Below are 18,329 nucleotides of genomic sequence, written 5' to 3'. Positions count from 1 at the left end.
AAGGAGTTTCACATGGGAAAGACAGGCAGCATAAACTGGCACCAGGTAAAAGGAAACCAGGGACAGATCAGACTGGTTCCTCAGAAGAGTGGTGAGGCTAAGAAGCCGGGACCGAACCAGAGATTTAAGAGACACACCATCGTCAAGAAGCTTGAGCAGAAGATGGCAAACGCCCAGCAGCAGGGCCGTGGGGGCGGAGGACGCAGGGGAGGACATGTTGTCGACCCACGTGTCAGGCGCCACATTCGACGCTCGAAGAAGACGATGATGGGCGCAAAACAGAAATCCAGGCGGTAATAGAAGACTACTACCTACCTTTTTATATTCTTTTATCCCCTGTATATCCATATGGATGTCAGGAATGCAGTTTTATCATGGCAGTATGCTGAGCGTCTCAAGACCGGCATTATCCAGGTATCAAAGATGCTCATGAGCCTGCCGGATTATCCAAAAGAAGAGAGAACAGGCGGTCGAAGAATGTTGATCAGCATCATCGAGGAATTGCGTGCAGATGCGGAGACAGCATCAGCGGCAACCGGGAATGCGGATTTTTCAAAAGTGTCCCACTCACTCTCGGAGATGATCAGCCTCACCGAAAGCAGCCAGTTTGGGCTTGCAACAGAGCGGGCAGGCGAAGGCGTCTCTGCTGCAACAACAGCGGCACAGAAAGCCTGGGAAGTACTACATTCACATGGAATCCTCTGAGTTTCTTGGTTTTCTGAAATCCCGCGGTTCAATCAGGAGTTATACCGGCGAGCAGATTACGCAGGATGAGAGAGAATATATTCTCTCTGCTGCATCAACTTGTCCGACTGCCGGAAACCGCGAGGCATGGGATGTGATCATCTGCAGGCAGGAGGATCTCCTGGAATCTCTTGCAGATGCGGCATTCAACCAGGAGTTTATTGCCCATGCAGGGACCGCTTTTGTCATCTGTGCAAATTATGTCAGATCGATGTCCAGGTATGGGGAGCGGGGGATACTCTATGCTGTACAGGATGCGACTATCGCCGGAACCTACATGATGCTCGCAAGCCATGCCCTTGGGCGTGCCACCTGCTGGATAGGGGCATTTGACGAGGAGGAAGTAAAAGAGATCCTCGGCATACCCCCTCATGTCCGGCCGGTTGCAATCCTCCTGATCGGAGAGGGGAAGGAGCAGGCGGTATCGCCTGAGCGGATGACCATTCACGAACACCTTCATGAGGATTACTGGTAAATTGGAGATTCATTATTATGGCAGATTATCATGTGACACTGGAATCGGCATGGATCGTTAAGGACGTTAAAACCGTTGACGATGCGATCGGTATTGCCATCAGCGAGGCTGGTAAGCGACTCAATCCGACGGCAAAGTTTGTCGAGGTTGAGATCGGGGCAACATCTTGCCCAAATTGCGAAGAAGAACTGAATAACGCGCTTATGGTAGCAAATACCGCCCTTGTGGGCCTGACCCTGGATATGAAGGTCTTCAAGGCGGAGTCCGAGCAGCATGCCGAGCGTATCGCAAAAGCGACAATCGGAAAAGCACTCAGGGAGATTCCACTTCAGGTTGTGGAAGTGATCGAGATATGATTCATGTCGTCGGCCATACGGCGACAGATCATATCTTTCGTGTCCCGCATCTTCCGGATCCAAACACCTCGACACAGATCCTCGACCACCAGATCTTCTTCGGCGGCGGGGCAGCAAATATCGCTGTCGGCATTGCAGTCCTTGGTGGAGAATCAACACTCGTCTCCGCTGTAGGGGGCGATTTTGAAGGAACAGATTATGACCGCTGGCTTCATTCACATCATGTCGGCAGGTACTTCTACATCGAGGAGGAAGCCCACACACCCCTTGCCTGTATGTTCACCGATGAACGGGAAGATCAGATCACCTTCTTTGAATGGGGTGCATCAGAGGCTTTTACAAAAGCTGATCCACCGTCATTTGACTTTGTGCATATGGCAACCGCCGATCCCGCGTACAACGTGAAGGTCGCGGAGCGTGCCGGTTTTGCTTCTTTTGATCCCGGACAGGATATCCACAAATATAGTGCCGAGCAGTTTGAACAGCTGCTTGATTCAATTGATATTCTCTTCGCAAACCGGTACGAGGCAGAAATTATGGCAAAAGTTCTTTCGCATACTGAAGAGGATCTTTCTGCACGCGTTCCTGTTGCGATCTTTACCCAGGGGAAAGAGGGAAGCAGACTCTACGAAGATGGAGCGCTCACGATGATCCCATCAGTTCCGGTGACGCTTGTTGATCCGACCGGGGCTGGCGATGCATATCGTGCAGGGTTCCTGACGGCCTATAAGAAAAAGCTGCCTCTTGCAGACTGCTGCCGTATCGGGACGGTTTGTTCGTCATTTGTCATCGAGAAGACCGGGTGTCAGACGAATTTACCGACATGGGATCAGATGCAGGATAGGCTGGATACATACTTTGGGTGATATGCAGGTGTATGCGGCACTGACGTCAGGTGGAAAGGATTCAGTCCTCTCCATCCAGCTTGCCCTTGATGCCGCGCTTGATGTTGGATATATCGTCTGCGTCCGGCCGGATAATCCGGATTCCTATATGTTCCATTCATCAAACCTGGATGCGGTCCGACTGATCGCAGAACGGGGCCGGATGGAGTACATAGAGATTACAACCCACGGTAAAAAGGAGGAGGAGCTGGTTGATCTTGAGAAAGGGCTCTCTCTCCTTCCAATCGAAGGCATAGTCGCCGGTGCAATCCAGTCGAAGTACCAGTATGATCGGGTCAGCACCATTGCAGGGAGGCTGGGGCTTTCTGTCTTCACCCCCCTCTGGCAGAAGGATCCGGAATGGATCATGGATGAGGTGGTACGTCAGCTTGATGCAATCATCGTGGTCTGTGCAGCAGACGGGCTGGGTGAAGAGATGCTTGGCACCCATATTGATGCCGGAGTGGTAGAGAGGCTGAAGCAAATCTCAGCGAAGAACCGGATACATATCGCAGGAGAGGGGGGCGAATACGAGACCCTTGCAATAAACGCACCCTTCTATAGCACCCCAATCAGGTGGAGCGGCGAGATGCGCAGGGTTTATACTGGCAGAAGTGAATTAATTCTCAACGGATTGTGGTAGTATGGCTCCGGGGGGCGACGTCAGGATCGAGAGATTATCGCGGTTTATCTTTACCGCCCCCTCCTGGCCACGATCCCTTCTGATCATTATCATTCTCGGTTTTTTAATAGACATCGCATTAATTAGGGCACAGGAGCCGATCTGGTTCTTCGGATCCATCGGTTTTACTCTGCCTGCGCTCTTTGCCTTTTATTTTACCCGCCAGTTTATCCATTTATCAGGAAAGAAACTGACCTGGAACAGATCCGGGCTTCTTGCCCTGGCATCAGTGGTTGTCGGAGTTATTATCACCGCCTTTGCTGCCATAGGCGTAGATTCAGGGTTCTATCTTCCGATAACCTACGCAACCGGTCTTGGCATGGTTCTCTCACTCCGGATGCCCGTCCTTGTCGCAGTTGCAGATTACCGGCTCAGGAGAATGATCATTCCTGCGGCACTCCAGAGCCTGTTTGGACTGTGTGCAGGATATTATTATTTTGGGCAGGAATTTCTTCTCTGGGCAGGCGGGCTCCTGATCATCTTCGGAATAGGCAGCTCCATATTCATCTGGCTCATCGAAAGACCCCTGAAAAGGGCCTTTGGGCTCTCCGGACTGAGCTTTCTGAATGCATTCATTGCCCATATGACCGATGGATCGAAGACCCTGGAAGATTTCTTCTCTGAGATAGGAGAAGAAGTAACAATTCCACAGGTGAGCCTCTTCTTTTCGCGTGATGGTGCAGGTGATGCGGTACTCACAGTACCCAATATCCATCCCGGACCGATGGGCGAGATAGGGAGTGCGAACCTCCCCAAAATCATTCACGATCGGTTTGATGAGGAGGTCTTTGTCGCCCATGGGTGTGCAACCCATGATTTTAATCTTGTTTCAGAGTCTGAAGTTGAAGTGATCATTGATGCGCTTGCCAAGTCACAGAAGAACCTTATTTATTCTGAGGGGGCAAGCAGGCCGGTCAGGACCCGATATGGAAGTGTCGAGATCCTGACCCAGCGGTTCTCAGATTCGATCCTTATGATCTCCACCCGTTCACCTGAAAAGACAGAGGATATCGACTTTAATATCGGGATGACGATCATGGCCGAGGGACACCGGTGGTTCCGTGATGTTGCCTTCATAGATGCCCACAACTGTATGACAGATGTCTCTTCCCCGGTGCTGCCCGCAACCCCGCTTGGAACTGAATATTACCGTGCAGCCCTCGCTGCAATGGAGAAAGCGGTTAAAGAACCACTTCTGCCGTTCTCTATTGGGATATGCCACCGACGCCTGCCATTTACACGGATGGAGGGTTTTGGCGATCTTGGCATTCAGGTGCTTGCGATGAGCGTTGAAGGCACAAAATGCGCCTTTATTCTCTTTGATGGCAACAATATCCAGGAAGGGGTGAGAGAAGAGATACGGGAGGCAGTGAGTGATCTCGTTGATGAATGCGAAATCATGACGACAGATACCCATGTTGTCAATACCGTGAGCGGGAAGAACCCGATCGGCCATATCATTCCCGTCTCTTCGATCATTCCCCATGTCAGATCTGCTGTTCTTGAGGCACTTGATGACCTGAAACCCGCGAAGTCGGCATCTGTGACAACATGGTGTGAAGGACTCATTATCTTCGGCTCTCACCGGATTGCCCAGTTTGCAGGCACTGTGAATGCCATGCTTGTCTTTATTCCTCCATTAAGTCTCGGGATGTTGATCCTGGCATTTATCCTCTCCATCCTGACCTTCTCTGTCATCGGATTATACTGGTGACCTGAGGAACTGATGAGGTTTTTGAAGAGGCATTCCGAAGACCTTTTTAATGAGGCAGGCATATTATTATAAGCATTTCAGGGCGGTTGTATTCGGGGTGGTTTCTCTCCCCACAGGTGCCAGATAATGCAGTCAACAGCGCCTCAGTGGCTTAGCCCGGCATAGCGGCTGATTTGTAATCAGCAGGTCCCGTGTTCAAATCACGGCTGAGGCTTCTCATTTTTTGATTTTGCTTTTTAAAGGAGAGTTATTCCGTTTTTTCCAGGATGGAAAAGACCTGCTTTTCAGGTGCGACTGAATTCATAATATGGAGTGCATACGCAACCGCAACAAGTGAACCGAGAGTGTTTCCAAGCATATCAAAGAAAGTATCCTCTGCTCCCAGATTATAGGTTGATCCGGTCAGAGCGTCAATTGTAAGCTCACATATCTCCCATACCACACCAAAAAAGAAGACAAGAAGGATTATTCCTGCAACGATATGAAATGGTGAGAGCCGGACACCCCTCATGCCAAGGTAGAGGAGAGATGAGAAGATAACAAGGCCAAGAGCAAAGCCTGAGATGCAATGTGCCACCTTGTCGTAGTAGGGAGCATATATCCAGTAATACTGGTTTATTCCACCAGCAACATGGAAGATAAGGGCAATTGCCACTGCAAAGTGAGTTCCTGCTGGCAGCCGGATGGATAAAAGGAACTCCATGAGAGATGGGATGAATATAAGACCCATAGAGATGATGACAACAAAGAAACGGACGGTGTCTCCATTGATAAAAGCCGACCATGCAAACCAGGTCAAGAGAGATTCGATAATGAGCAAAAAATACAGTTCAATTGATTGAACCGACATTCGGCAGCTAAATTTTCACGCATAATATTTTTCCACTCCCTGCCCGAACAGCCGCGTTATATCCTGTAATTCGTCTGTATAATTGAGAATACGGCACTCAACCCCTGTATCAGTCACTTCTTCGATCTGCCGAACCCGCCTGAACAGATGATAGATCCGTTTCGTTGTTGGTTTCGCCGTCTGTTTCTTGACATCACGGATTGTCTTCTTCTGCTCCCTGAGGATCTCCCGGATCTGCCACTGGGTCACCGTGTATACCATCAGACTAAGGACCATCAGCATTGAGACTGCGGCTATTCTATTCGGGTTTTTCAGAAAGATCTCAGAGATATGGAAACTGTTATCCTTCAAAAACCGGAATCCGCGTTCAACGGCACCCTGCTCCTTATACCAGTCAAGAAGTGTGTCAGGATCCAAATCACAATCGTTTGTGGCGAGAATGAACCGCCCAAGCCGCTCTTTCTCCCGCCGTATCTCTTCATCATTCAACATCAGCTTACAAGAGATGAGGAAGACCTCCTTCAGTTCCTCTCCATTCTTTGGCCGACCCTTTTTCCCATTCGCACGATGGTTCTTCTTCGTCACCTGAATGTTTACTGGAACGTAGCGAGGGTGTCTTCTCATCCATCGATCAAGTTCTGCACGTGCATCTGGTTCACACGCATATTCATGCTGAAATGTCATTTTCAGAGCGGTTAAATCTTTTTTCCATTGTTTTTTGATTCGTGATGCAAATGTCTTTTCAGATTTGGTCTGCTGGTCACGGGAATGGTACAGCACCCATTTCTGGGGGATCCCGGCATACTCAGAAGTGAGTTCATACAAGTGATACCGCTCATCGGTACAGGGTTGCCAGGGAACGTCTTCCTGGTGAATGAGTGTTTTTGCCTCCTTGATCGTGTTTGGGACATGAGAGATCCAGTAACACTGTGTTCCCAGGGTTTGGAGGTTTAATTTCGTATAAAACGCTGAATCTGCGATATGGTAGATTCGTTGATCGGTCACCAGATTATTCCGGACAGCCTGAATTGACCTGAGAAGGGATTTCTTATCCGAGGCATTCCCGGAGAGGGGTTCCATGAAGACGGGAATGCCATGCTGGTTGGTGACCAGGGTTATGACGAATTGGTTGAGATCGTTTCGGTGATCTTTGGAGTGGCCACGGACAATCTGAATCAGCCGTGTCCCAAAATCGCTGTCATATTCTCCCGTTACCTTAAACGAGCTTGTATCATGATGAAGTCGGGGAGAATCCTGAGGTTTGGGTGGCTCAGAGGTGAGTTTTTTCATCATGGTGAGGCTGATTGCAGTGAAAAGGTGGGTAGGATTAAACCGTGCAATTGCATCCAGCGTCTCACCAAAGAGGGATTCATTGAGATGATCCGGATGGATTCCTGGACCAAGGAGCCGTTCTGTTGCAATATCATCGAAGTAATCCGGCATGATATAGAGCCGCCGCTCCACAAAGCCGAGAGAGTTGAGGAGAAGTGCTTTGACAGCGGTGCCATGGGAGACGATATGATGCCGTTTCTTGGGTATGAGTTCGTCAATGAGATCGCCAATCCCAAGCGAGTCATACACACCGGCAACGAGCCCAAGATGGGATATGGTGACATTCGAGCCATCTACAAGAGCCATAGTGGAACAATTGAATATTAAACATGTACTCTCATATAAAACTATGTACGCAAATGTTTGATAGTTTGATTTTTACTGCCGAAGACCGGATTGAAATTTCATATGAGTATTTTAGTGTTGGTTTGAGGCTTTTAAAAAGGTGTCATCTCCCTGTTGCCGCCTCTATGATGGTGAGCGTAGGATCGGAACGCCCCTTGGCATCTTTTGAAGCAGAGATCTAAATAAGGCGATTAGTAAAAGAGCCTGAATATTCAGCAAAAATGATAAAATACCTTTAGATTTGAATATGTTCACGACGAGGAGATCAATTAATCCCAGAGGGGGTACTCCTCGCCGGTATCTGTATCTGCTACAGGGGCATATAATCCTTTGCCTCTCTTATACCCTCCTAAATGCTCCTGAATGACTGCTTCGAGAGAGAAGAGGAAATATAGTTTCAAAATAACCAATACCATTATAATCAACTAAACAATCAACACTACATTATGCCCGCCCCCGGTATATCCACTCCATCCATATCAATTCTCTATGTTGATGATGAGCCTGCTCTATTGGAAATTGGCAGGATCTTCCTTGAAAAGAGCGGAGATTTTACTGTTTCAACAAGTGATCGTGCAGATCAGGCTATAGAGCTCCTTGGAAAAGAAGAATTCGATGTAATCGTTTCGGATTATCAGATGCCGGGAATGGACGGGCTTCAGTTTCTCCAGCATCTGAGGAAGAATGGGAATAAGACACCCTTCATCATCTTCACCGGAAAGGGGCGTGAAGATGTGGTGATTGAGGCACTCAATAGCGGTGCCGATTTCTATCTCCAGAAAGGAGGGGATCCGAAGTCACAGTTTGCCGAACTCTCAAATAAGATCATGTACGCTGTTGCCAGGAGAAGGAGCGAGATGAAACTCGCACATACCTTTGAACTGATGCGCTACATCATTGAGCACAATAATGCCTCCGTTGCCGTGCATGATCTGAATATGGACTATATCTTTGTCAGCCAGCGGTACCTGGAGACATATGGCATTACAAATCAGGATGTCATTGGCAGGAGCCATTACGATGTCTTTCCGGATTTTCCGGAGAAATTGAGGGAGATTCACCGCAAGGTACTCGCCGGGGAAGGAGTGTTCAGTGAAGACGATGATCCCTATCCACGCGAAGATGGTTCGCTCGACTGGACACGATGGGAATGCCGCCCCTGGTTTGAATCGGACGGGACAATCGGCGGGCTCATTGTCTATACCGAGATCATCACCGAGAGAAAGCTCAGGGAAGAGGAGATTCTGCGAAAGAACGAGGAGCTCGCTGCAGCTGAGGAGGAGATGCGGTCACAGCTGGAAGAGCTTATCGCAACCCATGACGCCCTCGAAGAATCAAATGAATACCTAAATAGCCTGATATCATATGCAAATGCACCGATCATCGTCTGGGATCCGGAGTACACCATAACCCGCATCAACCATGCATTTGAGGAACTGACCGGAGTTTTTGAAGAAGAAATACTCGGGCAGAAGCTCCCGATCCTCTTTCCTGAAGATTCAAGAGATGAATGGATGGTTCTCATCAATAAGGCGATGGGGGGTGAGCGGCTTGAAGGTGTAGAGATCCCGATCATCCACCAGTCAGGCAGGGTCAGAAGCGTCATCTGGAACTCTGCTGCGATCATGGATTATGATGGAACAACGCTTCGATCGGTCATTGCCCAGGGCCAGGATATCACCGAACGAAAAGCTGCGGAAGAGAGCATCAGAAAATACATGCGTCGTGAAGCGGACATTATCAACTTCCTACCGGATGCCACCTTTGCAATCGATACCGATGGAGTTGTGATCGCCTGGAACAGGGCGATGGAAGAGATGAGCGGGGTTTTGGCAGAGGATATGCTTGGAAAAGGCAATTACGAGTATGCACTCCCCTTCTATCGTGAACGGCGCCCACTTCTTATCGATCTTGCTTTGAGGGATGATCCGGATGTCAAGTCCAGATACCCCTATGTCAAACGGCGTGGGGATACAGTCTTTTCCGAGATCACATTACCTCACCTTCGGGGCGGGGAGGGAGCCGCACTCTGGTTTACGGCATCACGCCTGTATGATGAAGAGGGAAATGTTGCCGGCGCCATTGAGTCAATCCGGGATATCACAGAATTAAAGAAGATTGAGGAAAAAAGCCGGGCAATTGCCGGGATGCTCGATATTGCCCCAAACTCAATTACCGTCCATGATTATGATGGACATTTCCTGTATGCCAATCAGAAGACCTTTGAAATTCATGGATATTCGAAAGAGGAGTTCTTCTCAAAGAACCTTGCAGAGATTGATGTCCCATCAAGTGCTGCACGGATTGAGGAACGGATGCAGCAGATCGCTCAGTATGGAGAAGCATCCTTTGAGGTTGAACATCTGAGAAAAGATGGATCTAGTGTTCCACTTGAGATCTTTGTCAAGCAGGTTGAGTGGGAAGGAAAACCCGCGATGCTGAGCATCGCAACCGACATCACTGAACGGAAAGCATCAGAGGCCGCACTTCGGGAGAGCGAGAGCCGCTTCCGGGAACTTGCAGAACTCCTTCCGCAGGCAGTCTATGAAACAGATCTACAAGGCACCCTTACCTATGCAAACCATATGGCATTTGAGATGTTTGGTTATTCACAGGAAGATGTCGATGCAGGGTTAAACGTCCTTTCAACTCTCAGCCCTGAATTACGGGATAAGGCGAAGGAGAACTTCATGAAAGTTCTGAAAAAAGAGAGATTGGATGAACCGATACGTGAATACCTGGCAATCAGAAAAGATGGGAGGACCTTCCCAATCAACATCTACTCATCACTCATTCTAAAAGACGGGGTATTAGCCGGGATTCGGGGGATCATCATCGATATCACCGAACAAAAGAAGCTTGAAGAAGAGCTGCAAAAAAGCAGGAACCGCTATCGGTCACTTGTCTCGAATGTTCCCGGGGTTGTTTACCGCTGCCTGCTTGATTCAGACTGGACTATGCTGTTCCTGAATGACGATATCGAGGAGATCAGCGGATACCCAGGCAGTGATTTTATCCGGAACGCCGTCAGGACATATGCAAGTATCATTCATCCCGATGATTCCGCATATGTTGAGAGATCAATCAATGAAGCGGTCAGCCTAAATGAGCCCTGGGAGATCGAATATCGGATCTATACCAGAAATGGTGATACAAGATGGGTGTATGAAAATGGGAGAGCCGCCATAGACGGAGAGGCGGAGACACGGGTGCTGGATGGAATCATTCTTGATATCACAGATAAGAAGCATGCTGAGGAAAAAGTCAAAACAGAGCAGGAGTTTATCAAAACCCTCCTTGACACATCACCTGCATTCTTTGTAGCGATTGGAGATGATGGAACACTTCTCAAGATGAATGCGGCACTTCTTGAAGCAGTTGAATACAGGGAAGAGGATCTGATCGGAAAGAATTACCTCACTGCAATTGTTCCGGAAGAAGAGCATGGGTGTCTCGCTGACATTTTTTCCCGTATTATGAATAATGGAGAATCGACGATCAACCAGAACCATATAATCAGCAGAACCGGCAAAAGACTCCTCATCGAGTGGCATGGACGGCGGGCATCTTCCGGTGGTATGGCACCCGGATTTATTGTCGGAGTCGGGATTGATATTACCGGGAGAATTCAGGCCGAAGATTCACTCAGGGAAACAAACCGGAAATTAAACCTTCTCTCAAGCATCACCCGCCATGATATACTGAATAAGATAATGACAATCAAAGGGTACCTGGAAATTGCCGGGGAGACAGAATCAGATGAGGAACTCGCAGAATACCTTGAGCAGCTGAAAGCCGCTGCTGATGCAATAGAAAGACAGATTGAGTTTACCCGCCAGTATGACCAGATCGCTGTAAATGAACCTGAGTGGATCTCGTTATCAGGCCTTCTGGAAGAGATAGATGATTCATTGTTACCAATCACTGCTGTTTGTGATCCTGTGCTGATCTATGCCGAGCCGATGATCGGGAAGGTCTTTATGAACCTCTATGATAACGCCCAAAGGCATGCAGAAGGGGCAACAGGCATAACAATTCGATGCCAGGAGAGGGATGACGGCCTCCTTATCACCTGGGAGGATGACGGACAAGGCATCCCCTATGATCAGAAAGAGATGATCTTTGAGAGCGGGGTTGGAAGACATACGGGTTTTGGCCTTTTCCTTGTCAATGAGATCCTTGAGATTACCGGAATTACCATTTCAGAGACCGGGGTGCCCGGAGAGGGGGCGAGATTTGAAATCCTGGTTCCAAAAGGAGGATTTTGTATTCAACCTTCAATGGAAGAGATAGATTCCGATCAGGGAGGGAACCATTCCTTCTCTGGACAATAAGTGTCTGAGAGCATTCACACCAGAGCCTGATCTCATGCTCACACCCCCTCTGCCGGCAGTTTTGGCAGTGCATTTCTGTAATGCCAGAAGATGAGTGCGAGAACCACATAAAAGGCAGCAGCAAACCAGCCAAATTCCCCAAGCATCATCTCCCCGGCATCAGTCATTTGGGTAAGTGCCGGGTAGAACTGCTGGATAAGATAGTTCCAGAAGCCATGAAAAAGGACGGCAGACCAGACACTTCCCGACATAAGGCGGAGCCAGGCAAGGATGAGTCCTGCACCCATCACTGAGGGGATGAAGACGGCAAGGGAGAAGGCGAGTGATCCTGCCCCATGATAGGATCCAAAGATGATCAGCGGGAAGTGCCAGACCGTCCATATGCCGCCGGATATCAGTGCGAGGGGTGTGAAGCTCTGGAACCGGGCAAGTTCCGGAACCAGAAATCCCCGCCATCCGAACTCCTCACCGGCTGCTGCGAAGAGGTTGAATCCAACTGCGATGGTGAGTGTGGGGATGAAACTGATTGAGAGGAGAATCGCTGCACCCTCATGGCTGAAGGGGGCTATAGCTGATATCCAGGCCGATCCAAACATCAGGAGCCCTGCTCCAATTGGAATGAGCACAGCAAAAAGGAGCCAGATCGGCTTTTTGACAGCCATTCCAAATCCCTTCAGGTTCCGCTGAAAGTACAGGCGGGTAATTATGGCAGCAAGCGTCGGGCACCACATCACGGCGATAGTATAGAGATAGAGGCGGGTCGCATTGTCTGCCAGTGCAGGTGTCCCTGAGATCAGGTACCAGAAGAGTGAAGAGAAGATGAAGGTGAGGATGACGAATGTCAAAACCATGATCTTTGGATTTGGGGGGATAGTGTATCCTGTTTTGATACCAAAGGAAGCAGTGGATTCCATATACTAATCTTTTTCATAGAGATTAATATTGTGATTCCGGTATTTTCAGGCTACTTCACCGGGGTTATGTGAGAGAGAGTCCATCCATAAATATAATCGTCAATGCTCTACATGATTCCTGTATTTTCAGAATATATGCATAACTATTGGCTGAGAAATGAATTGATGAGTGAAAAGACAAAAGTCAACTTTAATTTAGGGACTTCGAAAAAGAGGTTGATCCATAGAAAGATATATACACGATTCAACGTGATAGCTATATGTACATGCCAACTACACACATTGTTTTTGTGGGAAACCAGAAGGATCGCCTGATCGAGTCGATCAGCGCCCTTCGTGAGATTCCTTTTTCAAAACTCTTTCTTATCGTCGGGGAAGATAAAAATAAAGCCAGTGAACAAAATATAAAAAAGATTGCCAAGCAGATTCAGACCGAGCTGAAGATGCTCTGGGATATTGACATCCGGGCAGTTGACAAGCAATCTGTTCTGAAGGCAGCAAACCAGCTCTTCACGATGATCACTGAAGAGAAGATGATAGGAAATGATGTCTTCCTCAATACATCCGGCTCAACTCATACCCTGTCGGTTGGTGCCTATATCGCCGCCTGCATGACCGGATCGAAGATGATAACAGCCATTCCGAAATATGATGACATGGGAGAAGAGATCGGAATTGAGGAGGTCATTGAGATCCCGGTCATCCCGGTGGATTATCCTGGTGAAGAGCAGCGGCATATCATCACTCTCATTGGAGAGGGAGTCGAGTCACTTGACAGCCTTATCTTCATGATCACTCCCGATATCGAGAAGGCTAGCAAGGAGTTCAGGAGCGAGCGGAGCCGGCTCTCCCACCACCTCTCAAAGCTTGAAGAGGCCGGGTTCATTAAAAAGGCAAAGAAAGGGCGCAATATCTCGATACGGCTCACTGAACTGGGCAGAATGCTCGCCGATATGGTAAATTCAAAACTTATATAATCACTTTTTTCCGGGCTTTCCACCAGCCATAACACTCAAATAGCGTGCCTTCCAAAGGAACGCATATGTCAGACTCATCCCGTCATCCATTCTGGTATGGGCTCATTGGTGGCTTCATAGCTATCATATTTGCAGCCTGGTTCTTTGCGATGGAGATCGTTCCTTTGATCCTCATCGGAGATCTTGGTGCTGTAGAAGCTCCGCATATCGGAGAGTATTTGCCCGTCATACTCGCTGTATTCGTCTCAATTGCAGGAATTGCAGGTAGTGTCCTCTCGAATAAGAGGATCGGAGGAGCACTTATGGCTGTATCGGGTATCATCCTCATTTTGGCATTCGGGCTGAATATCACCATACCTGCAGGCTTGCTTCTCCTGTATGGCGGATACCTGAGGTTATCCGATCAACAGTGCAGGATAGCAGCACTCTTCTCCGCACGAAAGGAGGCAGGGAAAAGCCCTATAATACTTATAGCCGGAGGGATTGGAGCTGTCATACTGTTTGGGATTGTTATGATGGCGGTTTTCCAGATCTGTCCGCCACCCGGGCCATGGCCAACCCCGCCATGGTGCGAAGATCCTGATTTTGCATATATCATGTCAGGTGATGGAGACACCTTCTTTAAAGGACCGGTATTTCTCCTTTCCAGCACACCCTATGAAATTGATGGTGAGGTCCTTGATGACCTGCAGCCACATGGAATTGCCTGGAGCCCGGTAATTCTTGAGTCATTCTATAGAGTTGGCCATATGAACATGATGGCGATGCTCAGGGAGAGAAATATCCATTTTATTGGTGCAGGACGTGATGAGAACCTCCCGACAAGCCCGCATCCAACCAAACGGGAGGATATGGCCGCAGTCGACATCCATGGAAACCCGATAGTATGGTTTGATCCCCACAATCCCGGTTATCTCGAAGGCTATTACTATCGGAATATCTTAAATCCCCTCTGGCAGGAGGAGATACGGGCTGATCTGAAGGAATATGTTGATGCAGGAGTGCAGGGAGTAGTCGTGGATCATCCTCAGAGCGGCTATATTGTTATCTTTAGGGAAGGGGGATCATTTGATGAATACTCGATGGCCGGGTTCAATACATACCTCAAAGACAAGTATACTGCTGAGGAACTCAAATCCCGCTATGCCATCCCTGATATTGATACATTCCATCTCGGCGACTATCTTCTCGAAAACAATATGGAACACCTGCTGACGGAGTCCCCGTATAACCCCCACCCATTGATCTATGAATTTGGGAGATTCCAGAAGATTGCCGGAATGGAGTTCTGGAGAGAGACAGTCAATGAGATGAAAGCGTATTCCAGGGATAGGTACGGCAGGGAGTTCTTCTTCAGCATGAATGCCGGCCCGGCATTTGCGGATCGCTTCCTACCGATGGATTTTGTGGATTATCTTAGTGGTGAATTCTTCTACTTCAATACAGTATTTAATAGCCCGCAGAAGGTTGGAATCGAGCAGAAGTTGACAGAAGGCCATTCAAAGCATTTCAGCCCCTATATTGAGGTCAGTTATGACAGGGGAAGAATTCCCCGCGACACCGAGAACCTGTTCAAGTACTTGTTTGCAGATGCCTATTCATCACGGACAAATATGCTGATCAGAGGGCCTGAAGGTATCCTCACAATGGATGGAAGGACATATGTGGATTTCCGTGACTATGTCCGGTATGATGGCAAGGCTGCAGGGCGGTATACCAGGTACCTTCATGAGCACCCTGAATTATTCCATGCCGATGAACCCGCACGGGTAGCAGTTATTCATTCATTTGCTTCACGAAAAGGGCAGTATCTCCCTCTGGAATTAAGCGGTATATCGAACTATGATCTCATCGGAACAATGGATCTTCTCTTTGACCTGTATGTTCCCTATTCAATGATAATCTCTGGCTGCGATGTAGTTCCAAGAGATATAACAGCATCTGATCTTGTCAACTATGAAGTTGTCATTCTTCCCTCGGCAACGATCCTGAATGAGGGAGAGATCGATGTACTTCTTGAGTATGTGAGAAACGGAGGTGTTGTGATTCAGACAGGGAAGTTCGGCCTCTACAACAAGGAATTTGAGACGAATACCCATAATCGCCTGGAAGAGCTGCGGCGAACCGGGGCAAAGCAGATCGGTGCTGGCACCTGGCATACGGTGGCTGAGGTGCCAGGGTATGCGTATTACCTCCATGATGGAGAAATCAGGCTGCCTTCAGAGAAGACAGATGCGGATCCACACCTGAACCGGTTCCGCGACATCCTTTATACCTATTATGACCCCGAGATCAGAACGGATGCGCCAATCACCGTGGGCATCCGGAGATATGCAACGGATGAGAGCGTGCTGCTTCATCTCGTGAATTATAACTATAATCACAGAACCGATGCATTCACAACCACACCCGGATTTGAGGTTGTGGTTGAGATGCCTCCTGGACGGAACCCTGAGAGAGTAATCCTTTATAATCTTGAAACTGGTGTAACCGGCGAGATACCGTTTGCCAGTACTGGCAATAGCATAGTCATCCCAATTGAACGGCTGGAGGTCTATTCAATCGTTGAGATTCGCTGAAAGGCTGATTCGAAGGAAGATAAGCCTTATGCGTGGGCTTCAGACACGCGGTAAGGCTTATCATCCCTTCAATCCATGAATCCGCATGGACTTTCGAGGGCACTTTCTCCTTCTCCTTTTGATCTGCTTCATAACAGCCCTGCCGGTTGCCGGATCAGATCAGCTCCCTGTGCAGCCACCCGGGCCGCTTGACCCGGAAGAGGTCGAAGCGTTTCTTGATGAGATCATGCCGGCAAACCTCGCCCTCTACAATGTGCCTGGGGCAACGGTTGCGGTTGTGAAAGACGGAGAGCTCGTTATTGTAAAAGGGTATGGTTACAGCGATATCGAAAAGCGGGTGCCTGTGGATGCGGACAATACGCTCTTTCGGATCGGATCGATCACCAAACTCTTCACCTGGACTGCTGTGATGAAGCTTCAGTCTGAAGGCAGAATCGATCTCGATACTGATGTGAACCAGTACCTGAAAGATTTCCAGATACCAGACACCTATCCCGGTGAGCCGATAACAATGCGCCACCTGATGACGCATACTGCCGGGTTTGAAGAGTATATCTGGTTTATGGCAGTTGATAATGTTGATAATATGATATCATTCAGGGACTATTGTGCCGGCTATATGCCCGCACGGGTCAATCCACCCGGCAAGGTCTCATCTTATTCAAATTACGGAACCACCCTTGCAGCAGTTATAATCGAGGATGTCACCGGAGTTCCGTTTGAAGTATATATCAACGACAATATCCTCTCACCACTCCGAATGAAGAGCACCAGTACAGGAGAGGATCTCCCTCCTGAAAGAGCAGAAAGACTCTCGAAGGGATATGTATTCAGCCGGAAGAATCAAGCCATCCATGATGACATCTATAATATCGGGCCTGCCGGAACAATCAGCTCCACAGCACCGGATATGGCGGCATTTCTTGCCATGCATATGAAAGGTGGGAGCCTGGATGATGTCACAATCCTTCCCCGTGACACCGCTGAGCTCATGCATGCAGAGTCATTCACAAATGATCCACGCGGCTCGGGCATGTGTCTCGGATTTTACGAGATGCATGTCAATAACAGGCGGCTGATCGGTCACGGCGGAGATACCAACACGTTTCATTCTCTCCTGATCTTCATGCCAACAGAGCAGGCAGGTTTCTTCGTCTCCTATAATAGCGTCGGCGGAGGGGCAGCGAGAAATGAACTGCTCCGGGCATTTATGGATCACTATTACCCGGCAGAAGAGGTAGCCATCCCGGATCCAGATCCACTGAACACTGCCTATCTTGAGAAATATACGGGCACCTATGAGACCAACCGGCGCAATATGGCACATTTTGAGAAGTATGTCGCCAAACGATCACCAATTGTGATCTCTGTTTCAAGTAATGGAACACTCCTCCTTGAGCACCCCGGAAATGCTCAGGAATATTATATGATTGAAGAGGATATCTTCGCACTCCCGGATGGAGACCCCCAGTGCACCGGAAACCTCATCTTTCATCTCGGTTCTGCCGGGAGGCCGGAGTTTTTCGTCCTTCAAAACGTCCCAATTCTCACTTTTGAGAGGCTTGCCTGGCATGATACACCGTCATTTCTGGAGAATGTGAAAAATGTCGCCGGGATTATTCTTGCAACGGTACTCATCTGGCCGCTCCTCGCTGCATTCAGGCGGGCATATGCTATACCTGAAAAGGCAATGCCACGCCACGCCCGGATTGCCCGGTGGATTGCCGGTGCATCCGCGTTCTCGCTCCTTGGATTCGTCCTGGTACTACTACCCGAAATCATAGATAACGAGACACTCGTCTCAACATACCTGATCAGTCCGGTTCCACCAGTTGAGTTTACCCTCGCCCTGATTGTCCCGGTACTTTCGCTTCTGTTGACGCTGCTGACAGTTGGTTTCGCTGCCATTGCCTGGAAAGAAGGGTACTGGAACCGCCTGCACAGAATCCATTATACGGTTGTTGCTGCTGCCGCAGTGGCGATGCTCTGGTGGATCAATTCCTGGAATCTCTGGGTATTCTGCCTCTGAGATTCACTATTTTTTGTATCTTCTCCGAACTCCCCCATACCAGGTTTAAATAGATTCTTATTAGCTGCTCAGATATCATCAGGAACCCTACACACCAGGATAATTGCCCCTCTT

Annotated in this window: 14 protein-coding genes and 1 tRNA gene; 12 read left to right on the top strand and 3 right to left on the bottom strand. The window is 48.7% G+C overall.

What is annotated here, in order from left to right; genetic code table 11:
- Positions 1-12 precede the first annotated feature (12 nt).
- From ACYUBO_RS04585 to ACYUBO_RS04550, 8 genes are all read left to right on the top strand, one after another.
- Positions 13-297 carry a DUF5350 domain-containing protein gene (locus ACYUBO_RS04585; RefSeq protein WP_300331339.1) on the top strand — a complete coding sequence of 95 codons (285 nt, stop codon included), beginning with the start codon at positions 13-15 and terminating at the stop codon, positions 295-297.
- Between the two features lie 51 nt (positions 298-348).
- Positions 349-705 carry a hypothetical protein gene (locus tag ACYUBO_RS04580; RefSeq protein ID WP_300331341.1) on the top strand — a complete coding sequence of 119 codons (357 nt, stop codon included), beginning with the start codon at positions 349-351 and terminating at the stop codon, positions 703-705.
- Positions 692-1,219, top strand: coding sequence for a nitroreductase family protein (locus ACYUBO_RS04575; RefSeq protein WP_300331343.1), 528 nt, complete (start codon positions 692-694; stop codon positions 1,217-1,219). The genes ACYUBO_RS04580 and ACYUBO_RS04575 overlap by 14 nt, the downstream gene beginning before the upstream one ends.
- A 17-nt stretch (positions 1,220-1,236) precedes the next feature.
- The gene (locus ACYUBO_RS04570; protein WP_255332848.1) at positions 1,237-1,575 is read left to right on the top strand and encodes a DUF555 domain-containing protein; all 339 of its coding nucleotides are present in this window, start codon (positions 1,237-1,239) and stop codon (positions 1,573-1,575) included.
- A complete protein-coding gene (locus ACYUBO_RS04565) occupies positions 1,572-2,441 on the top strand; it encodes a carbohydrate kinase family protein (RefSeq protein WP_460372703.1) in 870 nt (289 codons plus the stop codon). Before ACYUBO_RS04570 ends, ACYUBO_RS04565 begins: the two co-directional genes overlap by 4 nt.
- 1 nt (position 2,442) lies before the next feature.
- Positions 2,443-3,102, top strand: coding sequence for a diphthine--ammonia ligase (locus ACYUBO_RS04560; protein ID WP_460373590.1), 660 nt, complete (start codon positions 2,443-2,445; stop codon positions 3,100-3,102).
- Between the two features lies 1 nt (position 3,103).
- On the top strand, positions 3,104-4,855 hold the full coding sequence (locus ACYUBO_RS04555) for a DUF2070 family protein (protein WP_460372701.1): 1,752 nt from the start codon (positions 3,104-3,106) through the stop codon (positions 4,853-4,855).
- A 140-nt stretch (positions 4,856-4,995) separates the two neighbouring features.
- Positions 4,996-5,069, top strand: a tRNA-Thr gene (locus ACYUBO_RS04550).
- A 33-nt stretch (positions 5,070-5,102) separates the two neighbouring features.
- Here ACYUBO_RS04550 and ACYUBO_RS04545 read toward each other — a convergent pair.
- Entirely contained in the window at positions 5,103-5,705 is a 603-nt protein-coding gene (locus tag ACYUBO_RS04545) for a DUF2238 domain-containing protein (RefSeq protein WP_527250158.1), read from the bottom strand.
- A gap of 15 nt (positions 5,706-5,720) precedes the next feature.
- Complete coding sequence (locus tag ACYUBO_RS04540) at positions 5,721-7,343, bottom strand: IS1634 family transposase (protein ID WP_460372697.1); 1,623 nt, start codon at positions 7,341-7,343, stop codon at positions 5,721-5,723.
- Between the two features lie 485 nt (positions 7,344-7,828).
- Here ACYUBO_RS04540 and ACYUBO_RS04535 point away from each other — a divergent pair, with 485 nt between their 5' ends.
- Complete coding sequence (locus ACYUBO_RS04535) at positions 7,829-11,716, top strand: PAS domain S-box protein (RefSeq protein WP_460372695.1); 3,888 nt, start codon at positions 7,829-7,831, stop codon at positions 11,714-11,716.
- A 38-nt stretch (positions 11,717-11,754) separates the two neighbouring features.
- On the opposite strand, the gene ACYUBO_RS04530 is transcribed toward ACYUBO_RS04535, so the two are convergent.
- Positions 11,755-12,630: a CPBP family intramembrane glutamic endopeptidase gene (locus ACYUBO_RS04530; protein WP_460372693.1), complete on the bottom strand. Its 876-nt coding sequence runs from the start codon at positions 12,628-12,630 to the stop codon at positions 11,755-11,757.
- Between the two features lie 266 nt (positions 12,631-12,896).
- On the opposite strand from ACYUBO_RS04530, the gene ACYUBO_RS04525 reads away from it, so the two are divergent.
- The 3 genes from ACYUBO_RS04525 (at position 12,897) to ACYUBO_RS04515 (ending at position 18,215) form a co-directional block, all read left to right on the top strand.
- Positions 12,897-13,607 carry an HFX_2341 family transcriptional regulator domain-containing protein gene (locus ACYUBO_RS04525; protein ID WP_460372691.1) on the top strand — a complete coding sequence of 237 codons (711 nt, stop codon included), beginning with the start codon at positions 12,897-12,899 and terminating at the stop codon, positions 13,605-13,607.
- A 65-nt stretch (positions 13,608-13,672) separates the two neighbouring features.
- Positions 13,673-16,186, top strand: coding sequence for a DUF4064 domain-containing protein (locus ACYUBO_RS04520; protein ID WP_460372689.1), 2,514 nt, complete (start codon positions 13,673-13,675; stop codon positions 16,184-16,186).
- 85 nt (positions 16,187-16,271) lie between these two features.
- Positions 16,272-18,215: a serine hydrolase domain-containing protein gene (locus tag ACYUBO_RS04515; protein ID WP_460372687.1), complete on the top strand. Its 1,944-nt coding sequence runs from the start codon at positions 16,272-16,274 to the stop codon at positions 18,213-18,215.
- The last annotated feature ends 114 nt before the right edge of the window (positions 18,216-18,329 follow it).

It is taken from the genome of Methanocalculus sp. MC3, assembly GCF_054767395.1.
This window is presented reverse-complemented; position numbering and strand designations above follow the sequence as displayed.

Excerpts from the sequence above, each read along its gene's own strand:
- ACYUBO_RS04530 (WP_460372693.1), bottom strand. The coding sequence starts at position 12,630 with ATGGAATCCACTGCTTCCTTTGGTATCAAAACAGGATACACTATCCCC.
- ACYUBO_RS04540 (WP_460372697.1), bottom strand. The coding sequence starts at position 7,343 with ATGGCTCTTGTAGATGGCTCGAATGTCACCATATCCCATCTTGGGCTC.
- ACYUBO_RS04525 (WP_460372691.1), top strand. The coding sequence starts at position 12,897 with ATGCCAACTACACACATTGTTTTTGTGGGAAACCAGAAGGATCGCCTG.
- ACYUBO_RS04560 (WP_460373590.1), top strand. The coding sequence starts at position 2,443 with ATGCAGGTGTATGCGGCACTGACGTCAGGTGGAAAGGATTCAGTCCTC.
- ACYUBO_RS04570 (WP_255332848.1), top strand. The coding sequence starts at position 1,237 with ATGGCAGATTATCATGTGACACTGGAATCGGCATGGATCGTTAAGGAC.
- ACYUBO_RS04535 (WP_460372695.1), top strand. The coding sequence starts at position 7,829 with ATGCCCGCCCCCGGTATATCCACTCCATCCATATCAATTCTCTATGTT.
- ACYUBO_RS04585 (WP_300331339.1), top strand. The coding sequence starts at position 13 with ATGGGAAAGACAGGCAGCATAAACTGGCACCAGGTAAAAGGAAACCAG.
- ACYUBO_RS04580 (WP_300331341.1), top strand. The coding sequence starts at position 349 with ATGGATGTCAGGAATGCAGTTTTATCATGGCAGTATGCTGAGCGTCTC.
- ACYUBO_RS04555 (WP_460372701.1), top strand. The coding sequence starts at position 3,104 with ATGGCTCCGGGGGGCGACGTCAGGATCGAGAGATTATCGCGGTTTATC.
- ACYUBO_RS04565 (WP_460372703.1), top strand. The coding sequence starts at position 1,572 with ATGATTCATGTCGTCGGCCATACGGCGACAGATCATATCTTTCGTGTC.
- ACYUBO_RS04520 (WP_460372689.1), top strand. The coding sequence starts at position 13,673 with ATGTCAGACTCATCCCGTCATCCATTCTGGTATGGGCTCATTGGTGGC.
- ACYUBO_RS04515 (WP_460372687.1), top strand. The coding sequence starts at position 16,272 with ATGGACTTTCGAGGGCACTTTCTCCTTCTCCTTTTGATCTGCTTCATA.
- ACYUBO_RS04575 (WP_300331343.1), top strand. The coding sequence starts at position 692 with ATGGAATCCTCTGAGTTTCTTGGTTTTCTGAAATCCCGCGGTTCAATC.
- ACYUBO_RS04545 (WP_527250158.1), bottom strand. The coding sequence starts at position 5,705 with ATGTCGGTTCAATCAATTGAACTGTATTTTTTGCTCATTATCGAATCT.